The sequence below is a fragment of the Elusimicrobiota bacterium genome, from assembly GCA_041658405.1.
Lineage (GTDB): Bacteria > Elusimicrobiota > UBA5214 > JBBAAG01 > JBBAAG01 > JBBAAG01.
The window spans coordinates 19647-41237 of the sequence record JBBAAG010000021.1; the positions used below are offsets into that span (position 1 = coordinate 19647).

Here is a 21591-nt window from a genome sequence, read left to right on the forward strand (position 1 = left end):
GGTAACTTATCAACTGTTATCATTGGTTACTCGTGAATTATATCATTATTGCAGGAGTGCATTCAAATATTCGAATTATTGTTATGCGCGGATAACGCGGATTGCAGCGTTACCTTCTACGGGACACGCGTTCTCGCAGATCCCGCAGCCAATACATAAATCAGGTATGACATAAGGTTCGTCCATAGGCTTTACTGCGCGAATCCTCACAGCTTTCTCCGGAATAGGACACATTTCTTCACAGATCAAGCATTTGATGCATCGTTCATAGTCAATCACAGCGGTACCAATCACTGTGTTTTGTTTATCAACCAATTTGAGGTTAGGTATTGCTCCGGTGGGACACGATTTCCCGCATTTAATGCATGAGTACGCGCAATACCCTACCCGGGGGATAAACCGCGGAATATAAAACGATGTCAGCCCGTTCCCAACTTCCGGATGTAATCCTTTAGTAGGACATACCTGGAAACACGCACCGCAGCGGATACACTTTTTTTCAAAGTCTTCATCATCCGCAACACCCGGTGGGCGGAGGGAAACACTTCTCCTGCGGTTCCATCCGGGGATATGTTTTAATACAATCCCCGCAGCAATACCCGTTGCTACCGACCCTATGAACTCACGGCGGGTAATCGCAACCTTTGGCTTATCAGAATCATCATTTTTTAGTGCAGAATATTTTATAGCTTTTGTAGGGCACGTTTCTGCGCAGAGACGGCAGTTAACGCATTCTGACGGGTTAAGCACATACATTTCTTTTTCTATAGTGTTTACGGGGCATACTTTTATACAGCGTTCACAGCGTATACACTTTTCATTCTCGATAGTAAGTTTGTACCTACTAAACTTTGTTAGCCATGCGTAACCCGCGCCTGACGGGCAAAAGGTTTTGCACCATAACCTCTTTGAGAAGATGTTTAACAGCGGAACCACAAGAAATAACGCTAACCCCGCCCAGTGGAGGAATGTTACTTCCATAACTCCGGTAGGGAATCCTGTGGTGAACCCCGTAATCCCGCGATATATACGCGTGACGGGTTCGAACCACCAAAAAAGTTGGATACCCAAAAAAGTTAACCCAACTAAAAAGAGTAATACATAATATTTGAATTTAGGGTAATGCAGAACATAGCGTTTCTTTAAATCCGTCCACCAAAGAAAGTCAGATATGCTGCCCAACGGGCATATCCATCCGCAGTACACACGGCCAAAGAGTAGTGTTAATCCAAAAACTGAAATAATTATCAAAAAAGTTATCAGTATGGATAAAATATTATTTGTAGACATTACCGCAAATACTGGGGTGAAAGAAATAATGTTTGACTGGAACGCATAGGGTATACCAAAGAAGAATAGTATGGTAAATACCGTAAAGGATAATAACTGTACTATCCGCCGGAACTGTATGGTCTTCACTTCTTCCCAAAATCCTTTATCACGACGTTAACCTTAGCGAGGTCCATCTCGCCAAGCCCGCGGTCATACGCTTCTTTTATATACCCGATCTCCTCAGGTTTGTACTTAAACAACGTAGCGGTATACGCATCAACCGCCACGATGTCTGTTGACATCGCAACGGTATCCCATTGTTCAACATCCTCCGGCATACCACCGCTGGGGCCATTACGTAACCTCGCACGTACGGCGTCCATCACCACAAGTTTAGGTTTAGTAACCAAACAAAGGTCTGCAAGCCAGGGGTGCATGTTCGAATGGAATAACCCGCGGTTACCCCCGACGATACCAAGATAATTTTTTATCCCTAACGATAATTTAGTAAACCCGTGATGTTTTGCTATAGGAACGTTGATCCAGGCGTTACATTCGAGAATATCCTTCACAAAAGGCCATTCTTTTAAGGCCACACCGCCTGGGATTGCGGTGTTTATATACATACTTTTGGTTACAAACTTAACTTCCGCACCGGCATCACGCGCAGCTTTCTCAATTCCGGAATTTCTGTAGGAGTCCTCCGCTCGTGAACACGGGCGGTCGAGCATCACAACTTTCTTTGCACCAGCGGAGTACGCGAGTTTTATAAGTTCTGCGACAACTTCCGGGTTTGTGGTGCACGCGAGTTCCGGTGTGCGATCGAACCCAATGTTGGGTTTGATAACCACAACATCACCCTTTTTCACAAACTTTTCCATCCCGCCCATCAGAGTTATACACTGACGGATAAGTTCTCCGGGTTCCGCATTTTTTGTTACGTTAACCACTGCCCCCATGTTTTTTTCTGCGGGTTGGGGTTTAGTTTTTTTCTTTTTCTCTGCTGCGAATACTGACAGTGGGCTGGTTATCGCTGCGGTGAGACCCGCTTGTGCTACAGTTTTTAAGAATTCTCTGCGTGTAAGTTTTTTGTTACTCATTTTTGTACCTCCAACTCCTGCAGGACTTCATCGTTGTCAAAACAGTATATCGTATAATTCACTGTTGTCTCAAGAATATCAGTTACAGCGTAGGACATAGGATACCCGCGGTTATCCGACGGTTTCAAATGCCCTGGGTTTAGCCATACAATACTTCCGCGGAGTTCAACCGCAGGGATATGTTTATGCCCGTAGAACACAGCATTAACTTCGCGGTTACGCGTAACATCATCAATCCTTAAATCTCCCGGCAGGTCGTGGGTGGTAGAGTTTGGCGTGTGGGATAACAAAACTTTGTATCCGTTGAACTCTACAATCTTACGGTTTGATACTTTAGGGTTTAAATAATCCTTATGATAAATCCCGGGGACGGTATGAACAGGAACCGGTAGTTTATCAGGTAATTCATTAATGTCTGTATGTTCATCACCAAGATGAATTATAACATCAACTTTGTGGTGGTTAACAAACCGTTCTACCACGCGGGAGAGTGTATCCGTACTTCCATGGGTATCACTTATCACACCAAGCTTCATTAAATATTTTCTTTTATCAATTTATTTACAACCGCGGGGTTAGCCTTACCCTGCGATTTTTTCATTACCGCTCCGACAATAGCGAATACCGCGCGTTCTTTACCTGCCTTAAATTCAGCAACGGCTTTTGGGTTTTCATTAATCGCTTCGATAACTAACTTCAGGATTGCGGATTCATCAGATATCTGTACTAACCCTTTTGATTTAACGATATCTTCCGGTTTCCCGCCGGTATTGCACATTTCGGTGAATACGGTTTTCGCGATTTTACCGGAGATCGTGCCGTCGGTAAGAAGTTTTATGAGCCCCGCGAGGTTTACTGCAGTAACGGGGCTTAAGGAAATATCTTTTTTGTTGGTGTTAAGATACCCAAGGAGGTCAGTGGTGATCCAGTTAGTTACGGGTTTAGCCGCATCATTATTGTTAAGCCCAAGTTTTACGCAGGAAGTAACTGTTTCCTCAAAATAATCAGCTAACGCTTTCTCCGCAGTAAGTACCCCGGCGTCGTAGTCGTTAAGCCCGTATTCTTTAACAAACCGAGATTTTCTTGCTAACGGTAGTTCAGGTAAGGAGGTTTTTATTTCGGTTACCCATTCCCGGGAAGGTTTAAACGGTACGAGGTCGGGTTCCGGGAAGTAGCGGTAATCATGCGCAAATTCTTTACTCCGCATAGATTTTGTTTCATTAATATCGGTATCCCATAACCGCGTTTCCTGGATAATCTTACCTCCGGAGGATAATGTTTCGTTTTGTCTTACTATTTCGTAGAGTAATGCTGTGTGTAATGACTTAAACGAGTTCATGTTCTTAATCTCAACCTTAGTCCCTAGTTCATCGCCAGGTTTTGCGATAGAAATATTTGCGTCACACCGTAAAGTACCTTTTTCCATGTCACAGTCAGAAACGTCAATGTACCGCAGGATACTTTTTAGTGTAGTGAGATACTCAACCGCTTCATCCGCGGAGGTAATGTCGGGTTCAGAAACTATTTCCATTAACCCAATACCCGTACGGTTAAGGTCTACTAATGAATACTCAAGTTCTCTCGCACCAATAGCGTGTAATAACTTCCCCGCGTCTTCTTCAAGGTGTACCCTTGTAATACCTATACGCTTACCCGTGGAGGGTAGGGTTACAGAACCTTTTATACACAACGGTAGTTCGTACTGGGATACCTGATAATTCTTTGGGAGGTCAGGGTAAAAGTATTGTTTTCTCGCAAAAACTGAATGTTCAGAGATTGAACATCCCAACGCTAATCCTGTTCTTATAGTAAACTCCACAGCTTTTTTGTTCATTACCGGTAATACACCGGGCTGGCCTGTGCATACCGCGCAGATGTTGTGGTTGGGTTCCGCCCCGAATTCTGTTGAGCACCCGCAAAAAAGTTTTGATACTGTCTTCACCTGAACATGTACTTCAAGCCCGATTGTTGGTTTATAGTTTAGTGTGTTCATAATAAATCTTAAATTCCTTCTATCTATACTTTCATCCCGGGAAACGCCCATCCGCGGTGCTGCTCATACGCATACGCTGTTTGCAACACTTTAACTTCATCAAAATGTTTGCCGAATACCTGCATCCCTATCGGTAACCCGTTACCTGAGAACCCGCAGGGGATGTTTAACCCCGGAATCCCCGCGAGGTTACACGAGATTGTGAATATATCAGATAAATACATCTGTAACGGATCGTCCATCTTCGCACCGATCTTAAACGCTGCGGTTGGGCAGGTGGGCGTTATTATGACGTCTACTTGTTTAAACGCGTTCTCAAAATCCTGGCGTAACAACGTCCGCACTTTTTGTGCTTTAAGATAATACGCGTCGTAGTATCCCGACGATAGAGTGTATGTACCAAGCATGATCCGGCGTTTAACTTCCGGGCCAAAACCGTCACCCCTTGATTTCTCGTATAATTCCAGGAGGTCAGCAGCGTCTTTACTGCGGTATCCGAACCTTATACCATCATACCTCGCGAGGTTAGCACTGGCTTCCGCGGGTGCGATTATATAATATACCGCCAATGCGTATTCTGTATGGGGGAGAGACACTTCCACAACTTCCGCGCCAAGTGATTCCAATACTTTCACTGCGTTACGTACTGAGGTTTCAACTTCTTTATCAATCCCGGAAATAAAATATTCTTTTGGTAACCCTATCTTCAACCCTTTTATCACATCACCTGATTTTTGTATTGCATCAACATAATCCGGGGTTTGCATATCTACTGACGTAGAATCTTTGGTATCATGTCCCGCAATAACGTTAAGTAATAACGCAAGGTCGGGGATACTATTTGCAAACGGGCCAATTTGGTCAAGTGAGGATGCAAAAGCGAATAAGCCGTAGCGTGAAACAAGCCCGTAGGTAGGTTTTAACCCTGAGATTCCGCAGCAGGATGCTGGTTGCCGGATACTTCCGCCGGTATCACTCCCGATTGCTAGGGGTACCATCTTTGAAGCAACCGCCGCTGCACTACCGCCGCTTGACCCTCCGGGTATGGAGTCCAGGTCCCATGGATTACGCGTGATACCATAAAACGATGTTTCAGTGGAGGAACCCATTGCGAACTCATCCATATTAGTTCTCCCGACGAGGATCGCATCCGCGGCTACCAGGCGGTTAATAATCTCTGCGTTATACGGCGAGACATACCCCTGCATAATCTTGGATGCACATGTGCAAAGTTTGCCTTTGATCGCGATATTATCCTTGATTGCTATAGGCACACCGGCAAGCGCGCCAAGTGTTTTTGGGTTATCAGCGAGTTTGGATTCAAGTTCTTTCACCCGCGAAGAAATACTGTCCTCAAATACTTCAACAAAAGCGTTTAGTTTAGGATTTGTATCCTTTACCCGTGCGAGATACGTTCCGACCACTTCCGAAGGTGAAACTTTATTTGTTTTTACGTTATCAACAATTTCCTGGACCGAACATTTTTTTGTGTCTATCATTCTACACCCAACCCCTGTCTTTAACTATATACATACTGGCTTAATAACTACTTTGTACCACCTTTTTTTGCGGGTACGTCGTATACGCGGAATGTTTTAATAGTAATCGTTTTTAACGGTTTATCCCGCTGGTCGCGTTCCACCCGCGTAATTGCGGTTACGATGTCCATCCCAACCACCACCTGTCCAAGGATTGTATGTTTCCCGTCAAGCCACGGGGTGGGGACTTCGGTGATAAATAACTGGCTGCCATTAGTATCCGGCCCGCTGTTTGCCATGGCTAACCGTCCCGGTTGGTCAAACTTAACTTCCGGCGAAAATTCGTCACGGAACCTGAATCCAGGATCACCAGTACCGTTACCCCGCGGACAACCAAGTTGAATCATAAACTCCGGGATTACGCGATGAAAGATTAACCCGTCATAAAACGGGCGTTTAACCCATGTACTGGTTTTCAGGTCGTACCATTCACGAGTACCCGTTGCGAGGCCTGAGATTACTTCCACAGTCCCGGGTGCGGTATTCGGGAATAATTCGCAGATAATGTCGCCTTTTGAGGTTTGTATCACTGCGTACTTCCCTGGTTTACCGATTTTAACCACTGCTTCCGGAATAACGTTTTTGTTCACCTTACTTCCTCCCGCTTTTTTTTGGGTAACACTTTTTTGTTTAGTAACAGTAGCGGGTGTTTCTGCTTTAACCGCAGTACATGTTACAGAAAATGTTAACCCTGTCGCTAACATCAACCCTAAAATTTTTTTCATAAATAATTACCTCACTTACAATTATATCCATGTCCGCGGAGGACAAACCTCCAAGGCCAATATTTTGCTTCACCAGCGTACCCGATCCCTATCCTGGGGCACGCATGAACTTCATCTCCGCTGAGAGTTAACCCTTTGCTAAAATATATCGTGCTGTCACCACCGCAAAGATCTAACCCATTCTCCTTTTTTGTAATCCCGTACGCACGGCATAGTTTCCCCGGCCCGTTTACCTGTTCATAACGTTTATCCGCATTACGTGTTATCAACTCTATACCGTCCAAGGGGATAATCCCGCGGAGCAATACCGCTCCGGCTGTCCCGTCACGATCCGTCACTACGTTGAAACAGTGGTGCATACCGTACACAAAATATACGTATGCATATCCTGCAGGGCCGTACATAATTACTGTACGGTTAGTCTTTCTCCCGGCATATGCGTGCGACGCAGGATCTGTTATCCCGCAGTACGCCTCAGTTTCCGCAATAATACCGCTGATCCTACCCTTTGTGGTTTCACGCACAAAGTGTGTACCAACTAATCCGCGGGCAACCTCCAGCGTTTTCCTGGCAAAGTATTGCCGGGGAAAGCGTGTACTGCGCGGCATATATTGTCTATCCTTCAATGACCTTTTTTACTTTAAAAAAATCGCCTTCGCGATCCGGCGCGATTGAGAGTACCGCCTGAGCTTCATTGCCTTTATCCTCAACCTTATCCTCACGCCAAACGTTTGCGACATCCATTACATGCGAAGTAGGCGCTACTTTTGAGGTATCAAGTTTGTTGAGGTTGTCCATGTACTCCAGGATTTGCTCAATCTGGTTACCCATCTTTTCTTTTTCCGCGGGGGTTAGGTTTAACCGTCCCAGCCGTGCTACGTGGTCAACATCTTCTTTCGTAATTTTCAAGGTATCCTCTTTCCTAAAATATTACCTATTTAATTATATCAATTCCAGATTGGCATATTTTACGACCAACTTTTTCCATGAACCGTTATCAAACTGTACAATTACTTTTAACCCCATACCTTGCCCGGAACTGCCAACTATTTGCCCGTCACCGAATTCTGAATGCCGTACCCTCTGGCCAACATGAAACTTTGTATGTTCTAACGCAGAGTTTGAGGTTTCATACTCGCCAAACTCGGGGACAGAACCTATCTTTTCCTTGGTATTGAGTTCCAGAATCTGTGATTCCGTGATAAACCTTGACGGCATATGGTACCGCATCTGGCCGTATACCCGGCGTTGTGATGCGGAGGATAGGTATAACCGTTCCCTCGCACGGGTCATCCCGACGTAACACAACCGCCGTTCTTCTTCAAGTTCTTCCGATGATAATAAACTTTCGCCTAACGGGAACAATCCGTCTTCCATACCGGTCATAAAAACGACGGGGAATTCCAACCCTTTTGCCAGGTGTACCGTCATCAGCGTTACGCGTTCCTGATTTGGATCCCAGTTATCCGGCCCGGACATCAACGCAAGCTGGTTCAGGAAAAGGTCAAGGATATCAGTCTCAGAATTACCTTCATTAGTACGTTCTTCAAGTTCCGCAATTGCGGAAACTAATTCACGGAGGTTATCCACGCGATTCTTCGCTTGTACGGTATTCTCGAGGTTAAGTTCTTCAAGATACCCGGTTTTTTCAAGGATTTCACGGAGTAATACACTGGGTTTAACAGTTTTCTTTTTACCAATCCATTCATGCAGAAAACAGAGTACCTGTGTTATACCCGTCCGGACTTTAGGGGAAAGATTCTGGATTTTATCAGTTTGTTTCAGTGCCTGGTAAAATGACAGGTCGTTAGCAGCCATATAATCCTCAATCACCTGCATGCTTGTCTTCCCGATCCCGCGTTGAGGACGGTTGATTATACGTTTAAACGCGAGTGAATCATTGGGGTTATGTATTACGCGGAGGTACGCCACTGCATCTTTGATTTCTGTACGGAGATAAAAACTTACCGTCCCTACGACTTGATAAGGAATCCCTTCCCGGACAAAAATTTCTTCAATAACGCGTGATTGCGCGTTTGTACGGTAAAATACCGCAAAGTCGGAATATTTACGTCCCGCTGTTATGCTTAACAGGTAACGTATATTCGCTGCAAGGTTCTCAGATTCTTCATAGTCGTTATAGTTGTTAATATATACCGGTACCGGGCCGGAAGGGTTTTGGGTCCACAACTTCTTTTCTTTCCGGGCGAAATTGTTGCGTACAACATTCCATGCGAGTTCAAGAATTTCCGGGGTGGAACGGTAATTACGTTCAAGTTTAACAACTTTTGCTTCCGGGAAGTCTTGTTCAATCATCCACAGGTTACGGACATCAGCTCCACGCCAGGAATATATTGCCTGGTCGTCATCACCGACAACGCAGAGGTTACGGTGGTAACTTGCAATAAGTTTTGTGAGTACATACTGTGCGTGGTTAGTGTCCTGGTATTCATCAACTAAGAGGTACTGTATGTTCTGGCGGTACTTCTCAAACACAACTGTGTCATTACGTAGCGTATTAACAGTTTTGAGGATAAGGTCGCCAAAATCAACGGCGTTAGACCTCTCAAGTTTTTGCTGGTAATACTGGTAAATATTGGCCAACAACTTTTTTGCAGGATCATTTGACGCTAAACTATGTATAGCATATGACGATGCGTCAAGCAGGTTATCCTTTGCGCGGTTAATTTCTTCCGCCAGCGGTGAAGGACGAAACTTTTTTTCGTCAAGTTCAAGTTCTTCCACCACTTCTTTTATGAGATTACGCTGGTCATCTTCATCATATATAACAAACCCGGGGTGTAATCCCGCGGACTGCGCTTCCCTGCGGAGAAACCGTGCACACCATGAATGGAATGTTGAAACATCCACCCGTGCGCCAAGGCCAGGGGTTAATGTGTTAATGCGATTACGCATTTCACCCGCTGCTTTATTTGTAAACGTAACTGCCAAAACGCTTTCCGGCGGGATGCCAAGTTTTAAGAGGTAAACTATACGGTATGTGATAACCCTGGTTTTCCCTGACCCTGCACCCGCTAAAATAACCAGCGGCCCGTCAACGGTTTTTACGGCATCCAGTTGTTCCGGGTTTAGGTCGGTACTTATACCAATATCATTCTTAATTTCTTTTTCCATAAAAGAAGTCCTATATAGCCAAAAATCATACAAAAAAGGGTGGGATTTATCAATAAATTAAAAATTATGCGTATTCTTTGAGTTAAAGATTTTGTTTCTGAACAAAACCTCGGTTTCCATTAATTCAATTTGTTTAATCAATAACTTCTTTTTTGCGTTGCGTATTTTGTCCTGAAGTTTTTTTGTTGAGATTTTTGTTAATGCCGGATTGAATGCTAGTTCAGGTATGAATTTTGACAGTTTATTTTTTAAGCCGGTAATATAAATATTTTCTATTGCCCTTGTGACGCCCACATAAGTTACCCGCCGTTCTTCTTCTATACACACTTCCGAATTAGTATGGGAATCCATGCTTAAGTTAAAATATGCTGCGTTGAGATACTCGTTCCCCTTAGTTTTGTGGATGGTTGTCAAAACTACTACGTTTTGCCTGTCTAATTCATCAGTTGAAGAAGCATCAGGGGGATGATTAATGGTTTGACGGAAGTATTGAAAATACTCTGCTGTATCATTAAAGTTTTTCGCGGATAATATAATACTTTCAACAATAACATCGTCCGTTGATTCATCAACCTCCGCTGAAAAACGAGGATGGGTTCTATAAAAAATAGAGAGTCCAATTTCTTTATCAAGTAAAGTTAATAAAGAGTGCGGGGTAGTGGTTGGTTGTTTAGCAAAATGGCTTAACGTTTCAATATGGTTAAAGAAATCGCAGAGTTTATCTCGTTCCCACGCGCGTAGTCCTTGTTTTTCAGATGCGCGGCTTAATTCTTCCCAGTTTGTAATTGAAGAAATGATATTATTTGAAAAATATTTGTTTGGAGTTCTAAGGATTATTGCGTAGTCCTTCGCTGTCGCTTCTTGCGGATACATGATTACGGAAAGGTAAGCATAAATATCACGGCCGATTCTGGAATTAAACATCCGTTCGGTGTGTACCAGGCTGTGAGGAATATGTTTTGCGTCGAGTGCCATCGCTATTATGAACTGATAACTGTGAAAACGGAATAATACGGCAAAGTCTTTCCATTGAAAATTATGCACTGTTTTGGTTTTAGAGATCCAGTCCGCTATAGCAACAGCTTGTTCCCACAGTGAGTTAAACAGTTCTATATCAAAAAACCCGGGGGTTGCGTTTGTCCTTGCCTTGATATTTTTATTTATCCTGTTTGTATTATAGTCAATCAGCCATTTTGAATGGCGGACTATTTTTTGGCTGGAACGATAGTTTGTTGATAACGTACAATCCTGTGACATAGGATAGCGTTTAGGGAAATCGATTATATGCCGTACCTCAGCTCCGCGCCAGCCATAGATCATTTGGTCGTCATCTCCGACAATAAATACGTTGTTTTCGGGTAAGGATAATATTTGTAGTAACAATAATTGCGCTTTATTTAAATCCTGGAATTCGTCTACCAGTAAATACTGGTACCGCTGCTGATATTTATTACGTATGATGTCGTCGTCAATAAGGATACGTATAGGGAAATATATTAGGTCATCAAAATTGAACGAGTTAAGCATCCATTGGCGTTCAATATACGCGTTAAAAACGGGTTTCAACGGAACTGTTTGGCCGTTGATCTCTACAGTAGTATCAGAGATTGGGAGAATATCATTTTTTGTTTGCTGTAATACAAGAATCAATGGGTCAATAGAATTTACACTTTGTTCTGCCTGGAGGTTAAACCGCCCCCCTGTTTTGTTACGTATAATTTCGTATCCGAGCGAGTGGAAAGTACGGACATCCACGTTTGTAACTTGTTTAGCTTTAAGACGGCAATTCATTTCATCACTTGCTTTTTTGTTAAACGCAAGAGCTAGGATATTTTCTTCCGGGATACCGTTGTTAATAAGGTTTATTATACGGTTTACTAAAGTCTTTGTTTTGCCGGAACCTGCGGGCGCAAGTACACGGATCGGGCCGGTGATAAAGTTTTTCGCTATTTCTTGTGAGGCATCGAGGTTTGTATCAATTTCAAATTTGTGGTGACCATGCGAAACGGGTTGACGGTTTGTTCTCTCTAACAGCGATATCATTTGTTCGCAGAGAAGAAACCGGGTAACGTTGTCGTACTCGGTATGTATTGATCCGGAAGAAATACGTTTTTCGCAGTACTCGGTTTTGTCGATCACTGAGAAAAAACAGATAGGTTTATTTTTGTACCAAAGAGGAAAAATCAGGGTGTCCATTATAACTTGAATATTAACAATAAATTTGTTGTATGGCAGGTCCTGATATATAATAGCGATATCCTTATTTCTAAATTTGTTAATATTAAAAGACTTTGTTTTGGAAAGTTTTACCAAACGAAATGAAGTTTTTGTTTTCCGGCATTGTGAGATAAAGTTTTTTAATAATATAGATGAAGAGTTGAAGACTGAAAACCCGGTGCCAGTAGAACAATAAGTGTGTGTATTAGCAAAGAAAAAGTTTAAATCACGGTTCATAGTCACCCCAATTTCGTATACGTATACGAGCCGTCGTTACTCAATCCAGTTTTCCCGGATATTATACTATTTAATAAATAATTATCTGTATTAAAATCTCTATAATTCAGCGAATACTGACTTACGTGGGTGAATTACTTCAACAGTACACTTGTTGCCGGTACTATACGTGCGGAGTAAATATTTGATTCCGGTAATGTTCCGGCAGCACGGGCGTAGTATTCACCTTTTATTGGGGTGATACTCCCGGGGTTGACAGTAAGCTCAACCCATGTTCCCGCAGGGATACTCGAGGTACCTGTTGAAAGTTGGAGGTAATACTTTTTATTTACATCCTTAACAACAACTTTATTGATTCCCGGGATGGTATTAAGAATACCTTCCATCCCGCCTGCAATGCCGTTAGTATTCATTATAGTTTCCTGTGCTACAACATTCCCGAGGATTGAATTAATGATATACCCTTCCCCGGGTAACCACCCGAATGCAACTTTTTTAGGGTTAACACTCTTCACGGAGAAACGGCCGTATGATGTGTTGTTAAACTTATAGTTTATCTCAAGTTTTTCATGTTTTTGTGATTTCAGTACCGCTTCATGGGTGACCCCCTGCGGGAGTTCAAGTACCGGTGCGCGGAGTTTAATTTCTTTCTTTGGTACAACTTTCCATCGTGCTTCATTAAGCATTTTCTCGGGTGCAGGTTTTGGGAATTCGTACTTAACATTACGCTGTTCTTTAACCAAAACCTTATCCCCGTCTCCGGTACCTCCGCTGCTGGTACCACGGTTTTTACCGGTAGAGGATGACAACGGCTTTGTCCCTGATGATTTGGTATAAACTTTAGTTTCTGTACCTTTAAGTTTAGATGTAATATCCTTCCTTGCAGCTAATGACACGCCGCCGGAAATATAAAACCGCAGGCCCATCAGCGGGTAGGGTTCGGAGTACATTAATCCCAGGCATTCATTGGGTTTCCCAAACTTTTTACTGTCAATAAAAGGCAATTCCACGCGGCTGCGGAAATTGTTTATGTTACGCGTATACCATTCATTAAAAACATTGTTATGGACAGGTTTTACCTGAGAAAAAAAATTTAATACATCAACATTAACTTCCTGTAATACCATACATACGGCGGACCATTTTTGTATCTGGTCAAGTTTGTAATACTGAGGTTCATAATCAGCTACTGCGGAATAATGCCGGTCCCACCACCCAAGAAACTCGCTGCTTTGATAATTAGGTTCTGACTCTTTCCCGGGATACAACGGGTCGCTTGACGCGGCGTATACCCTTGTTACTGTTGGAGCGAAGTATAAACGGTTACCACCCGTGATCATAAAATTATCGCTTTTTAGCCCAAACCACAACCGCGTGTTTGATAACTTCAAAAACTCGTTCCAGTAATGTTTAGGCACACGTATATCCGACATTGCGCGTATACCCGTAACCCCCTGCCGGGGTAATGTGTTACCATAGTTTAATGCCCATATTTTTGCGTTTAGGTCAGTATAGAACAGTATCATCCCAACTTCCGTACCTTTGAGGTCACCGTCATACCGCGCGGTTTGATACGAACTTTTCTGGTCTAAATGCTTCAGCATTTCATCAAATACTTTGGCGTTAGTATCATTACTTCCTGCAAGCCCGCGGCGGAGTTCAAGAAACGGCGCATAATTTTTATCCCTAAGTTTTTGGGATGTATTTTTTAATTGCGCGCTGCGGGAGAGAACATAACTTTTTATCCCGGGATCCTCCGTAAACCCTAACCCCGGATCGTATACCGCCAGGCGGTCAAGTTCAGCCGCTAAACCCCGGGTATCTTTCTCAGGGTCAAGCGAGAACCCTACATTTGTATCAGTATAAATCGGTGCATACGGAATTTTTTTGCGTAATTCTTTATAAATCTGTGTAGCAGTGGTTTTACCTTCAATGATTTGTTGCTTTAACCCCGGGGTTTTTGTCAGGGTTTCGTTATACTTCTGCTGGATATACTTATCATACTCTTTTTTCCGTGCGGTTTCTTTTTCAGTATTACTTCCCGCCTGGCTTTTGTATGCGTGGTACAATGCTGCGACGTCCTCCATTGTAATCCCGCGGTCAAGCGGTACTGCGCGTTTACGCCCGCCAAGGGTTAATCCGGAAGCCCAGTCCGCGTAGGTGAGGTCATCAATTTTGTTGAACCACCGGGTGAAGGATTCTAAACTATCAACTTTTGATTCGTAATATCCGTATTCAGGGGAGAAAAGTGCGGAACCTTTAATTGCAGATATGTGTACCACCTGCAGTGTGGTACTGTCAGGATTAACAACATAACCGAATACATGAATAGTTGACGGGATAACAAGTGTTTCCACGCGTTTATGGTCAACTACAGAACACAGTGCGGTATTGTTATACACGTCTTTCATAGGTAAGGCCAGTACCCATGTACCGGGAGTAATTGTTTCGACACGGCCCGGGAGTACGGTAAATGGTGTTACGTTCTCGAGGTAGGATAAACGTAACGGAAACTTTGCATGGAGAATATCGGAATACTTATCATTATCAATATCCAGCCTGGTAAGTAATCCTACCATTGCCCAGTCATGCAACTGTTCGGTTTGTTCGTCTATAGGAAGTGTTGTAAGAAACGGTGTTAAACTACTGACGTCAATGTAGAACCCGCCCGCAGCTTTAATCTCAACAATGTTTTGTGTAACCGCGCTATTTTCAGAGGTTATGGAAAACAGCAGTGGAATGGCTGTTAGCATACATATCATGCATATAAATATTAACCGTACAATTTTCATAATTAGGGAATATTATACTAATTCTAAAATATATCTGTTTTGTTCATTTATATAATATATTCGGGAGAGGTTCGATTCCCCTCACCTCCATTTTTTACTCCGTCGTGAACAATTCCTGTTACTAGGCTTGACTTTTTTAGTGTCTGAACTTATAATAAGTAGGTATGAAAAAAAGCGAAATCATTAAATACTGGATAACAACTTCAGATGATAATTTTGTTACTATGGAACACATGTATAGGAGCAAAGATTATTCCTGGTCGTTATTCCTTGGGCATTTAGTAATAGAAAAACTACTAAAAGCGTATTAAGTAAAGATGATCAATAACAACACGCCATTTATTCACAATCTGGTAAGAATTGCAGAATTGTCCGGCTTGAAATTAACAATACCGCAAAAAGAGCTGTTAACAGAAGTAACATCCTTCAACATATCTGCCAGGTACCCTGACTATAAAAAACGGTTTCACCAAAAGTGTACTCAAAAATATGCACAACAATACATAAAGCATATAAAGGAATTCCGGTTATGGCTAAAAGACAAAATATAGAAGATATAAAAGAAATTGCGGTAGAGTACGTTGCGTTACTGCAAAAACATGGGATTAAGGTAGTCGCTGCATATTTGTTTGGTTCTTATGTCAAAAAGACTCACCACCAATATAGCGATATTGATTTGGCGATTGTGTTACCTCAAAAAGCTGTTGACCCGGTAGATGACCGTGTAAGATTGATGAAATACACCTGGGATATTGATACCAGAATCGAACCTCATCCGTTTGCAAAGGTAGAGTTTACTCGTTCAAACCCGTTTGCTTACGAGATAATCACTACTGGAACCAAGTTGACGTAATATGTGCAAGATAAGAGTAGTTTTTCCGGTACTACTTATACACCCTGTCCCATAAACCAGGTTCTGATGGCATCCAATCCCCTCCAGTTTTTACTCCGTCGTGACAATTTCTGTTTTGACTTCACATACACATTTGGTAGAATATCCGTGTCAAGAGACAACAAAGTATGGGAGAAAGTTAAATGTTGAATACCTTGTCTAAAATACGAAAGAGAACTACATCCAAAACCAAGAAACGTGTCAAAGAAAACATGTTAAACAAAGATATTACTTATGAACAATGGAAAAATTTATCTTGGCGTCAAAAACAAGATTTAATAAATAATTATTTTTGGCCAACTATGTATCATGCCGGAATCGACCACAATAATAATGTTATTAAAGGAATTCTTAATGAATTCAAAGAAAAAATAAAAGGGAAAAGTTCTATGATAAGAAACATTGAAATGCGTTGGGAACGAACTTACTTTTTAGAAATATTTGTTACAATGAAAAAAGGATACAAGATTAGATTGCCTCATAAATTCGATATATTCTTTATATACAAAGAATATAAATAGAAACTAATCAGGTACAGGTATGCTAAACAAAGAATATTTTAAAACTTTTGAAATAGCTGTGAAAAAATATTTCAGGGGAATTGCCAAAAAATATTCTTGTGAGATGAGACGGATAAAAGATTCTGAATTTGAATTACATTCAGATAAATATAATATCAAAATAGTAATGTGCTCAGAAAATGTTCCTATCGTCTCTGTTAGCATTGTGCCTAATCCAAATATATATAAGAGACTCGGAAATAAAGAGTTTGGTATCCGCTACATTGCAAAATATGGAAATCCCAACTTAGATATTGGTCTCCAAGAAATTCATAATATGGCACAACTTTATAGTTCCGTAGAAAAACAAGCAGCTACACTGGAAATATACTGTAAAAAGATTCTAGAAGGCGATCTTTCTGAGTGGCGGAAAATAGCTAAAATGTTCAAGAAAGAAATGAATAATATAATGAAAAATACAACAACAGCAAACAAATTAATTGGAAAAAGTGTTATTTTGAGTATAGGAGACCCATGGGATTTTGAAACTGAACAAGGAACTGGTATATTAAAAGCTACTATTATTGCTATTAAAAAAGATAATTTTCTATTGAAGTTAGAAAAGATTGTAGTATTCAGAAATGTCGAATGTGAATATCTAGTGGCATCTACAAGATATCATGTTGATATTTGGGATGAGATATCAAAGAATAAACCTGTTACAATAGCTGCAACTGTGATTAGTAAAGATAGGGCTTTAGGAAAAGATCCTTTTGATCTTTCTTGGTGGCGTGGGGGTATTGGTTTATTAGGAGATATGACATTAATTACACACCCTGTCCCATAAACCAGGTTCTGATGGCATCCAATCCCTTCCAAGTTTACCAAATGCATTATTTCGCCTTTTCTTCAGTAATTTATGACGAGAGCAGTATCTCTCAAACTTGAAAAAGAAACTTATTGTGATATAATATATGTATGGATTTCAAAAAAGTATTTAATTTATTGGTACCCGCGTTTACAGCACAAAATATTGAGTTTGCGTTAATCGGAGGATTTGCAGTGAGTTTATCAGGGTTTATACGTACAACTATTGACATCGATTTCATGATTTTTTCAACTCAAGCAAGCAGCGTTGATAAAATTATGAAAAGTTTTGGATATGAGATTAGGCATAAGTCTGTAGATGTGATAAATTATGTTTCGCCGCTTAAACCGTTAGGCGAAGTGGATTTTTTGCTGGCGCATAGAAAATATGCGGTTGCAATGCTTAACCGCGCGAAAGTAAAAGAGTTGTTCAACGGCGAGTTTAAAGTTAAAGCGTTACTTTCAGAAGACATAATTGGATTGAAAGTACAATCTATTGCTAACGATCCGGAACGGTATAACAAAGACATCGTTGATATTGAAAACTTAGTGAAAGCAAATAAAGATGTGATAGACCACAAGAAGTTACGAGAATACTTTGAACTATTTGACCGTTTAGATGAATACAACAAGTTGGTACATAAACTTGGGGGTAAAGATGCTAAGTAACCGTGATAAACGCGAGATGCGAAAAGATGCACAGTCAAAAACGCGGCGTAAACATTTCTCTGTTGTATCTCCGTATCGTGAAATTCAATTGGACGAGTATATAAAATGGCTTACCGATGTGCAAACAATGGTGGGAAATGTTAAAACTGTCACTCCGCGTAAGTTCAAGACATGGAACTTATGTAAACTTTAAAATTTAACTTCTTACACAGGCTGTCCCACAAACCAGGTTCTGATGGCGTCTAATCCTCTCCAGTTGATTTTTTACAAAATACCATAAATGTTATGAAATGACACGTTGCTGGTTTATTATAGAACAACTCTTCAATATTTTGATAAGATATCATAAATAAATCATAAAAAATGAGATAGGGGGGAAGGATGATACCGAAAGAACGTATGCTCACCGCGATGCGGAACGGTAAACCGGACTACGTACCTGTTGCCCCGGACATGTCAAACATGATCCCGTGTAGGTTAACCAAAAAACCGTTTTGGGACATATATTTGTATAACAACCCGCCGAAGTGGAAGGCGTATATCGACGCCGTAAAATATTTTGGGTTTGACGGCTGGCTCGAGGCAGTCCCGGTGTCGTACTCGCCGGAACCCGTACCTGAATTGTTACCATCATTGTGGAAGGAAGCGATTATCCTGAAAACCGACGACCGTATTTACACGCGTAACCACAGGACAGTCAGCGGGAAAGAAGAATGGTCCCGCACGTGTAATGTTTACTATATCGATAACTCGCCAACACACGGGGTTGAGCTTAGTAAGCTTGGAATGCCAACCACTACGCCAACTGAATGGGAAGATGTGAAGAAGGTTAACAACTATAAAGGTACCGACGCGTTCTATGAGGCGTATGAGTATATGGGTGACCGCGGGGTTGTAGGCCTTGCAGTACAGATGCCGGGTTTGAACATAAAAAACCCGGACTCTGTGTACGAGTATTATGATAATCCTAAGAAAGTTATCGCGCGGTGTGAGAAACAAACGGAGAACGCTATTGCTACACTAAAAAAACATTTGGAGCTAAAACCTGATTTCATTCTTATAGGTAATTCAGGGCATATGCTCAGCAACCCTCCACCGATTTTCCGTGACCTTTCGTTATACGCGTTGAAAGAGTTTAGTAAGTTGTGTAAATCCGCGGGTATCCCTAGCCAGGTGCATTGTTGCGGGCCGGAGTACCAGCTCGTAAAAATCGCTGCGGAAGAAAGCGATCTTTCAAGCATTAATCCTCTGGAGATCCCGCCGATGGGCGACTGCGACCTCGCTAAAGTGAAGAAAGAGTTTGGGAATAAGATTAGCCTCATGGGTAACCTTCATACGACTGATGTTATGTTACGCGGTAGCGTGAAAGACGTGGAGAACGCAGCAAAAGCTGCTATTGACGCTGCGGCTCACGACGGCGGGTTTATACTTTCTACGGGCGATCAGTGCGGGCGCGATACGCCGGATGAAAACATTTTCGCAATGATAGAAACTGGAAGAAAATACGGGAAGTACTGATAGTAGTGAAATATTTATTTTGTTGCGGTAATCACACCTGGTGGTAATGGAACCAAAACATTGTCCCAGTTGTCAGTACGGAACGGTGACGCAGGTAAACCTAACGAGTTGACAATATTGTTCACTGGCGCGATTGCCCATGCGTACCGCACAGCAACAGGGTTCTTTACTTCCGGCGCGGTTAGAGTAACCGTATCTTTTCCGGAGATAACCGTATCCGCGTTGTAGAACACTTTATCTTCTCCAGCTATGCAGAACCATAACGGTTTTTCGCCGGGTTTTGATACTTTTATACCATCAGCTGCATGAGTGAACTTAACATACGCTTTATTTTTGTTGTACTTAACAGAATCATATACCGGGCCGGAACATTCAATATTTTCGCTAAAGACAAGTTTACGTGCGTGTAGTGATAACCGGTACCCAACCGTACTTTTATCTTTTGGATGTACGCTAACGTCACCGATGTCGAGAGTTACCACCATTCCGGTGTTTGGTACGGTTTGCCAGGTACGCAATTGTGCTTCCTGGATAATTGACCACGCGCCTTTATCTTGTTTCTCAGGTTTACCGTAATACGCAAGCTGGACAAATATAAACGGGAACTCGCCGATATTCCATGCTTGACGCCAACTGGTAATCATTGCAGGGAATAATTTGCCGTAATCCATTGTACGCAGGCTGTTATTCTCACCCTGATACCAGATAACGCCTTTAATGGTGTAGTTCAATAACGGAGAGATCATTCCGTTATAACAAACTGACTGCCGTTGTGCTGCGCTGACTACCGGTTTCTTAATAGTTTTTGGTGTATTATCAGCAAGTGCTGTAGGGTCGTAGTCAATATTTTCAGTTATTGTTTTCTTAACCGGTACGGGGACTTCTGTATAGGAATTTTCTAGTTCCACAATTTTTTTGTAATCTTCTGCCAATACCGGATTAGTAGTAAGTTCCTTTTGGCTCATCCAAGGTTCAATTGGCGTAGCGCCTACGGATGCGTTTATCAATCCTACAGGAACCTTTGTGGTGTCCACCATATTTTTACCGAAAAAGTATGCTACTCCGGAGTAGCTTAGTACTGTAGCGGGTAGGCATTCTGACCATTTTGATATAGTTAATTCAAGTTCAGTAGTTGTACTTATCCTCGGGACTGTGAATATGCGGATTAACGGGTTAGTTGAGTTCGCTACGTCAAATGCTGCGTTTGATGTTTTTGACATTGGCCATGCCATGTTTGACTGTCCGCTGCAAACCCAAACATCGCCAACGAGGATATTATTAAGTTCAATAATATTTTTGCCGGAGATAACCATTTTGTGTGGCCCGCCGGGTTGAAGATTTTTCAGGAGTACCATCCATTTGCCGTCAATCCCGGGGGTTGCCTGTATTTTTTGATCGTTGAATTCAACGATTATCGTTTCATCTGTATCCGCATAACCCCATACCTTGGTTTCCATACCGCGCTGGAGGACCATGTTGTCAGAGAATAAACCCGAAAGTGTAACATTTGCGTATACTGGAGTGAATGAACTCAATAATATCAATACAAAAAATACTGTTAAAAACATAAACACCTATTTCTTTAGTGCAACTATTCCCGGGGGTAATGGTACCGCAACGCCCATCCATTTATCCGTCCGGAACGGTGATGCAGGTAAACCTAATGAGTTGACAATATTATTTACCGGCGCAACTGCCCATGCGTACCGTACAGCAACAGGGTTCTTAACTTCCGGCGCGGTGAGAGTAACCGTATCTTTTCCGGAGATTACCGCGTTCGCGTTGTAGAACACTTTGTCTTCACCCGCAATGCAGAACCATAACGGTTTTTCTCCCGGTTTCGAGATTTTTATACCGTCAGCCGTATGTGTAAACTTTATGTATGCCTTTTTGCCTTCAAACTTAACTGAATCATATATCGGCCCAGAAAATTCTATATTTTCGCCGAAAACTAGTTTCCGTGCGTGTAGTGATAACCGGTACCCAACCGTACTTTTGTCTTTTGGATGTATACTAGGGTCACCAACATCGATAGTTACTATCATCCCGGTGTTAGGTACTGACTGCCATGTGCGTAACTGCGCTTCCTGTATCAACGGCCATGAACCGTCATCCGGGTTTTCGGGTTTACCAAAA

The 21591-nt window shown here is 42.1% G+C and carries 19 protein-coding genes and 1 pseudogene; 7 read left to right on the plus strand and 13 right to left on the minus strand.

Going from position 1 to position 21591, the window contains the following annotated elements:
- Positions 1 to 81: 81 nt before the first annotated feature.
- The 11 genes from WC955_05565 to WC955_05615 form a co-directional block, all read right to left on the minus strand.
- Positions 82 to 1419: a 4Fe-4S binding protein gene (locus WC955_05565; GenBank protein MFA5858515.1), complete on the minus strand. Its 1338-nt coding sequence runs from the start codon at positions 1417 to 1419 to the stop codon at positions 82 to 84.
- Complete coding sequence (locus WC955_05570) at positions 1416 to 2372, minus strand: DUF362 domain-containing protein (protein ID MFA5858516.1); 957 nt, start codon at positions 2370 to 2372, stop codon at positions 1416 to 1418. Before WC955_05570 ends, WC955_05565 begins: the two co-directional genes overlap by 4 nt.
- Positions 2369 to 2908: a YfcE family phosphodiesterase gene (locus tag WC955_05575; GenBank protein ID MFA5858517.1), complete on the minus strand. Its 540-nt coding sequence runs from the start codon at positions 2906 to 2908 to the stop codon at positions 2369 to 2371. Before WC955_05575 ends, WC955_05570 begins: the two co-directional genes overlap by 4 nt.
- Positions 2908 to 4365, minus strand: coding sequence for an Asp-tRNA(Asn)/Glu-tRNA(Gln) amidotransferase subunit GatB (gatB, locus tag WC955_05580; GenBank protein ID MFA5858518.1), 1458 nt, complete (start codon positions 4363 to 4365; stop codon positions 2908 to 2910). The genes WC955_05575 and gatB overlap by 1 nt, the downstream gene beginning before the upstream one ends.
- 23 nt (positions 4366 to 4388) lie before the next feature.
- The gene (gene gatA, locus WC955_05585; protein ID MFA5858519.1) at positions 4389 to 5864 is read right to left on the minus strand and encodes an Asp-tRNA(Asn)/Glu-tRNA(Gln) amidotransferase subunit GatA; all 1476 of its coding nucleotides are present in this window, start codon (positions 5862 to 5864) and stop codon (positions 4389 to 4391) included.
- A 47-nt stretch (positions 5865 to 5911) separates the two neighbouring features.
- Positions 5912 to 6628, minus strand: a complete 717-nt coding sequence (locus WC955_05590) for a peptidylprolyl isomerase (protein ID MFA5858520.1) — start codon at positions 6626 to 6628, stop codon at positions 5912 to 5914.
- 11 nt (positions 6629 to 6639) lie between these two features.
- Positions 6640 to 7236: a DNA-3-methyladenine glycosylase gene (locus WC955_05595; GenBank protein MFA5858521.1), complete on the minus strand. Its 597-nt coding sequence runs from the start codon at positions 7234 to 7236 to the stop codon at positions 6640 to 6642.
- A 7-nt stretch (positions 7237 to 7243) separates the two neighbouring features.
- Positions 7244 to 7537, minus strand: coding sequence for an Asp-tRNA(Asn)/Glu-tRNA(Gln) amidotransferase subunit GatC (gene gatC, locus WC955_05600; GenBank protein MFA5858522.1), 294 nt, complete (start codon positions 7535 to 7537; stop codon positions 7244 to 7246).
- 33 nt (positions 7538 to 7570) lie between these two features.
- Complete coding sequence (locus WC955_05605; protein MFA5858523.1) at positions 7571 to 9763, minus strand: UvrD-helicase domain-containing protein; 2193 nt, start codon at positions 9761 to 9763, stop codon at positions 7571 to 7573.
- A 57-nt stretch (positions 9764 to 9820) separates the two neighbouring features.
- Positions 9821 to 11902 (minus strand): ATP-dependent helicase, encoded by a 2082-nt coding sequence (locus tag WC955_05610; GenBank protein MFA5858524.1) that lies wholly within the window; start codon positions 11900 to 11902, stop codon positions 9821 to 9823.
- A gap of 449 nt (positions 11903 to 12351) precedes the next feature.
- Positions 12352 to 14970 (minus strand): hypothetical protein, encoded by a 2619-nt coding sequence (locus tag WC955_05615; protein MFA5858525.1) that lies wholly within the window; start codon positions 14968 to 14970, stop codon positions 12352 to 12354.
- Positions 14971 to 15242: 272 nt separating this feature from the next.
- Here WC955_05615 and WC955_05620 point away from each other — a divergent pair.
- From WC955_05620 to WC955_05650, 7 genes and pseudogenes are all read left to right on the plus strand, one after another.
- Positions 15243 to 15560, plus strand: a pseudogene (locus tag WC955_05620) (HEPN domain-containing protein).
- Complete coding sequence (locus tag WC955_05625; GenBank protein ID MFA5858526.1) at positions 15539 to 15862, plus strand: nucleotidyltransferase domain-containing protein; 324 nt, start codon at positions 15539 to 15541, stop codon at positions 15860 to 15862. The pseudogene WC955_05620 and the gene WC955_05625 overlap by 22 nt, the downstream one beginning before the upstream one ends.
- Positions 15863 to 16044: 182 nt before the next feature.
- Positions 16045 to 16422 carry a hypothetical protein gene (locus tag WC955_05630; protein ID MFA5858527.1) on the plus strand — a complete coding sequence of 126 codons (378 nt, stop codon included), beginning with the start codon at positions 16045 to 16047 and terminating at the stop codon, positions 16420 to 16422.
- A gap of 19 nt (positions 16423 to 16441) precedes the next feature.
- A complete protein-coding gene (locus tag WC955_05635) occupies positions 16442 to 17248 on the plus strand; it encodes a hypothetical protein (GenBank protein MFA5858528.1) in 807 nt (268 codons plus the stop codon).
- 131 nt (positions 17249 to 17379) lie between these two features.
- Positions 17380 to 17937 (plus strand): hypothetical protein, encoded by a 558-nt coding sequence (locus WC955_05640; protein MFA5858529.1) that lies wholly within the window; start codon positions 17380 to 17382, stop codon positions 17935 to 17937.
- On the plus strand, positions 17927 to 18130 hold the full coding sequence (locus WC955_05645) for a hypothetical protein (protein ID MFA5858530.1): 204 nt from the start codon (positions 17927 to 17929) through the stop codon (positions 18128 to 18130). The genes WC955_05640 and WC955_05645 overlap by 11 nt, the downstream gene beginning before the upstream one ends.
- Before the next feature lie 188 nt (positions 18131 to 18318).
- Complete coding sequence (locus tag WC955_05650) at positions 18319 to 19455, plus strand: uroporphyrinogen decarboxylase family protein (protein MFA5858531.1); 1137 nt, start codon at positions 18319 to 18321, stop codon at positions 19453 to 19455.
- Positions 19456 to 19469: 14 nt separating this feature from the next.
- On the opposite strand, the gene WC955_05655 is transcribed toward WC955_05650, so the two are convergent.
- Together WC955_05655 and WC955_05660 are read right to left on the minus strand one after the other, a co-directional pair.
- On the minus strand, positions 19470 to 21023 hold the full coding sequence (locus tag WC955_05655; GenBank protein ID MFA5858532.1) for a sialate O-acetylesterase: 1554 nt from the start codon (positions 21021 to 21023) through the stop codon (positions 19470 to 19472).
- A 6-nt stretch (positions 21024 to 21029) separates the two neighbouring features.
- A partial coding sequence (locus WC955_05660; GenBank protein ID MFA5858533.1) for a sialate O-acetylesterase occupies positions 21030 to 21591 on the minus strand: 562 nt, incomplete at its 5' end.

Bases quoted from the DNA above. Each gene is read 5' to 3' on its own strand.
- WC955_05570 (MFA5858516.1), bottom strand. From the start codon at position 2,372: ATGAGTAACAAAAAACTTACACGCAGAGAATTCTTAAAAACTGTAGCA.
- WC955_05575 (MFA5858517.1), bottom strand. From the start codon at position 2,908: ATGAAGCTTGGTGTGATAAGTGATACCCATGGAAGTACGGATACACTC.
- gatB (MFA5858518.1), bottom strand. From the start codon at position 4,365: ATGAACACACTAAACTATAAACCAACAATCGGGCTTGAAGTACATGTT.
- gatA (MFA5858519.1), bottom strand. From the start codon at position 5,864: ATGATAGACACAAAAAAATGTTCGGTCCAGGAAATTGTTGATAACGTA.
- WC955_05590 (MFA5858520.1), bottom strand. From the start codon at position 6,628: ATGAAAAAAATTTTAGGGTTGATGTTAGCGACAGGGTTAACATTTTCT.
- WC955_05595 (MFA5858521.1), bottom strand. From the start codon at position 7,236: ATGCCGCGCAGTACACGCTTTCCCCGGCAATACTTTGCCAGGAAAACG.
- WC955_05605 (MFA5858523.1), bottom strand. From the start codon at position 9,763: ATGGAAAAAGAAATTAAGAATGATATTGGTATAAGTACCGACCTAAAC.
- WC955_05615 (MFA5858525.1), bottom strand. From the start codon at position 14,970: ATGCTAACAGCCATTCCACTGCTGTTTTCCATAACCTCTGAAAATAGC.
- WC955_05625 (MFA5858526.1), top strand. From the start codon at position 15,539: ATGGCTAAAAGACAAAATATAGAAGATATAAAAGAAATTGCGGTAGAG.
- WC955_05630 (MFA5858527.1), top strand. From the start codon at position 16,045: ATGTTGAATACCTTGTCTAAAATACGAAAGAGAACTACATCCAAAACC.
- WC955_05635 (MFA5858528.1), top strand. From the start codon at position 16,442: ATGCTAAACAAAGAATATTTTAAAACTTTTGAAATAGCTGTGAAAAAA.
- WC955_05640 (MFA5858529.1), top strand. From the start codon at position 17,380: ATGGATTTCAAAAAAGTATTTAATTTATTGGTACCCGCGTTTACAGCA.
- WC955_05645 (MFA5858530.1), top strand. From the start codon at position 17,927: ATGCTAAGTAACCGTGATAAACGCGAGATGCGAAAAGATGCACAGTCA.
- WC955_05650 (MFA5858531.1), top strand. From the start codon at position 18,319: ATGATACCGAAAGAACGTATGCTCACCGCGATGCGGAACGGTAAACCG.
- WC955_05655 (MFA5858532.1), bottom strand. From the start codon at position 21,023: ATGTTTTTAACAGTATTTTTTGTATTGATATTATTGAGTTCATTCACT.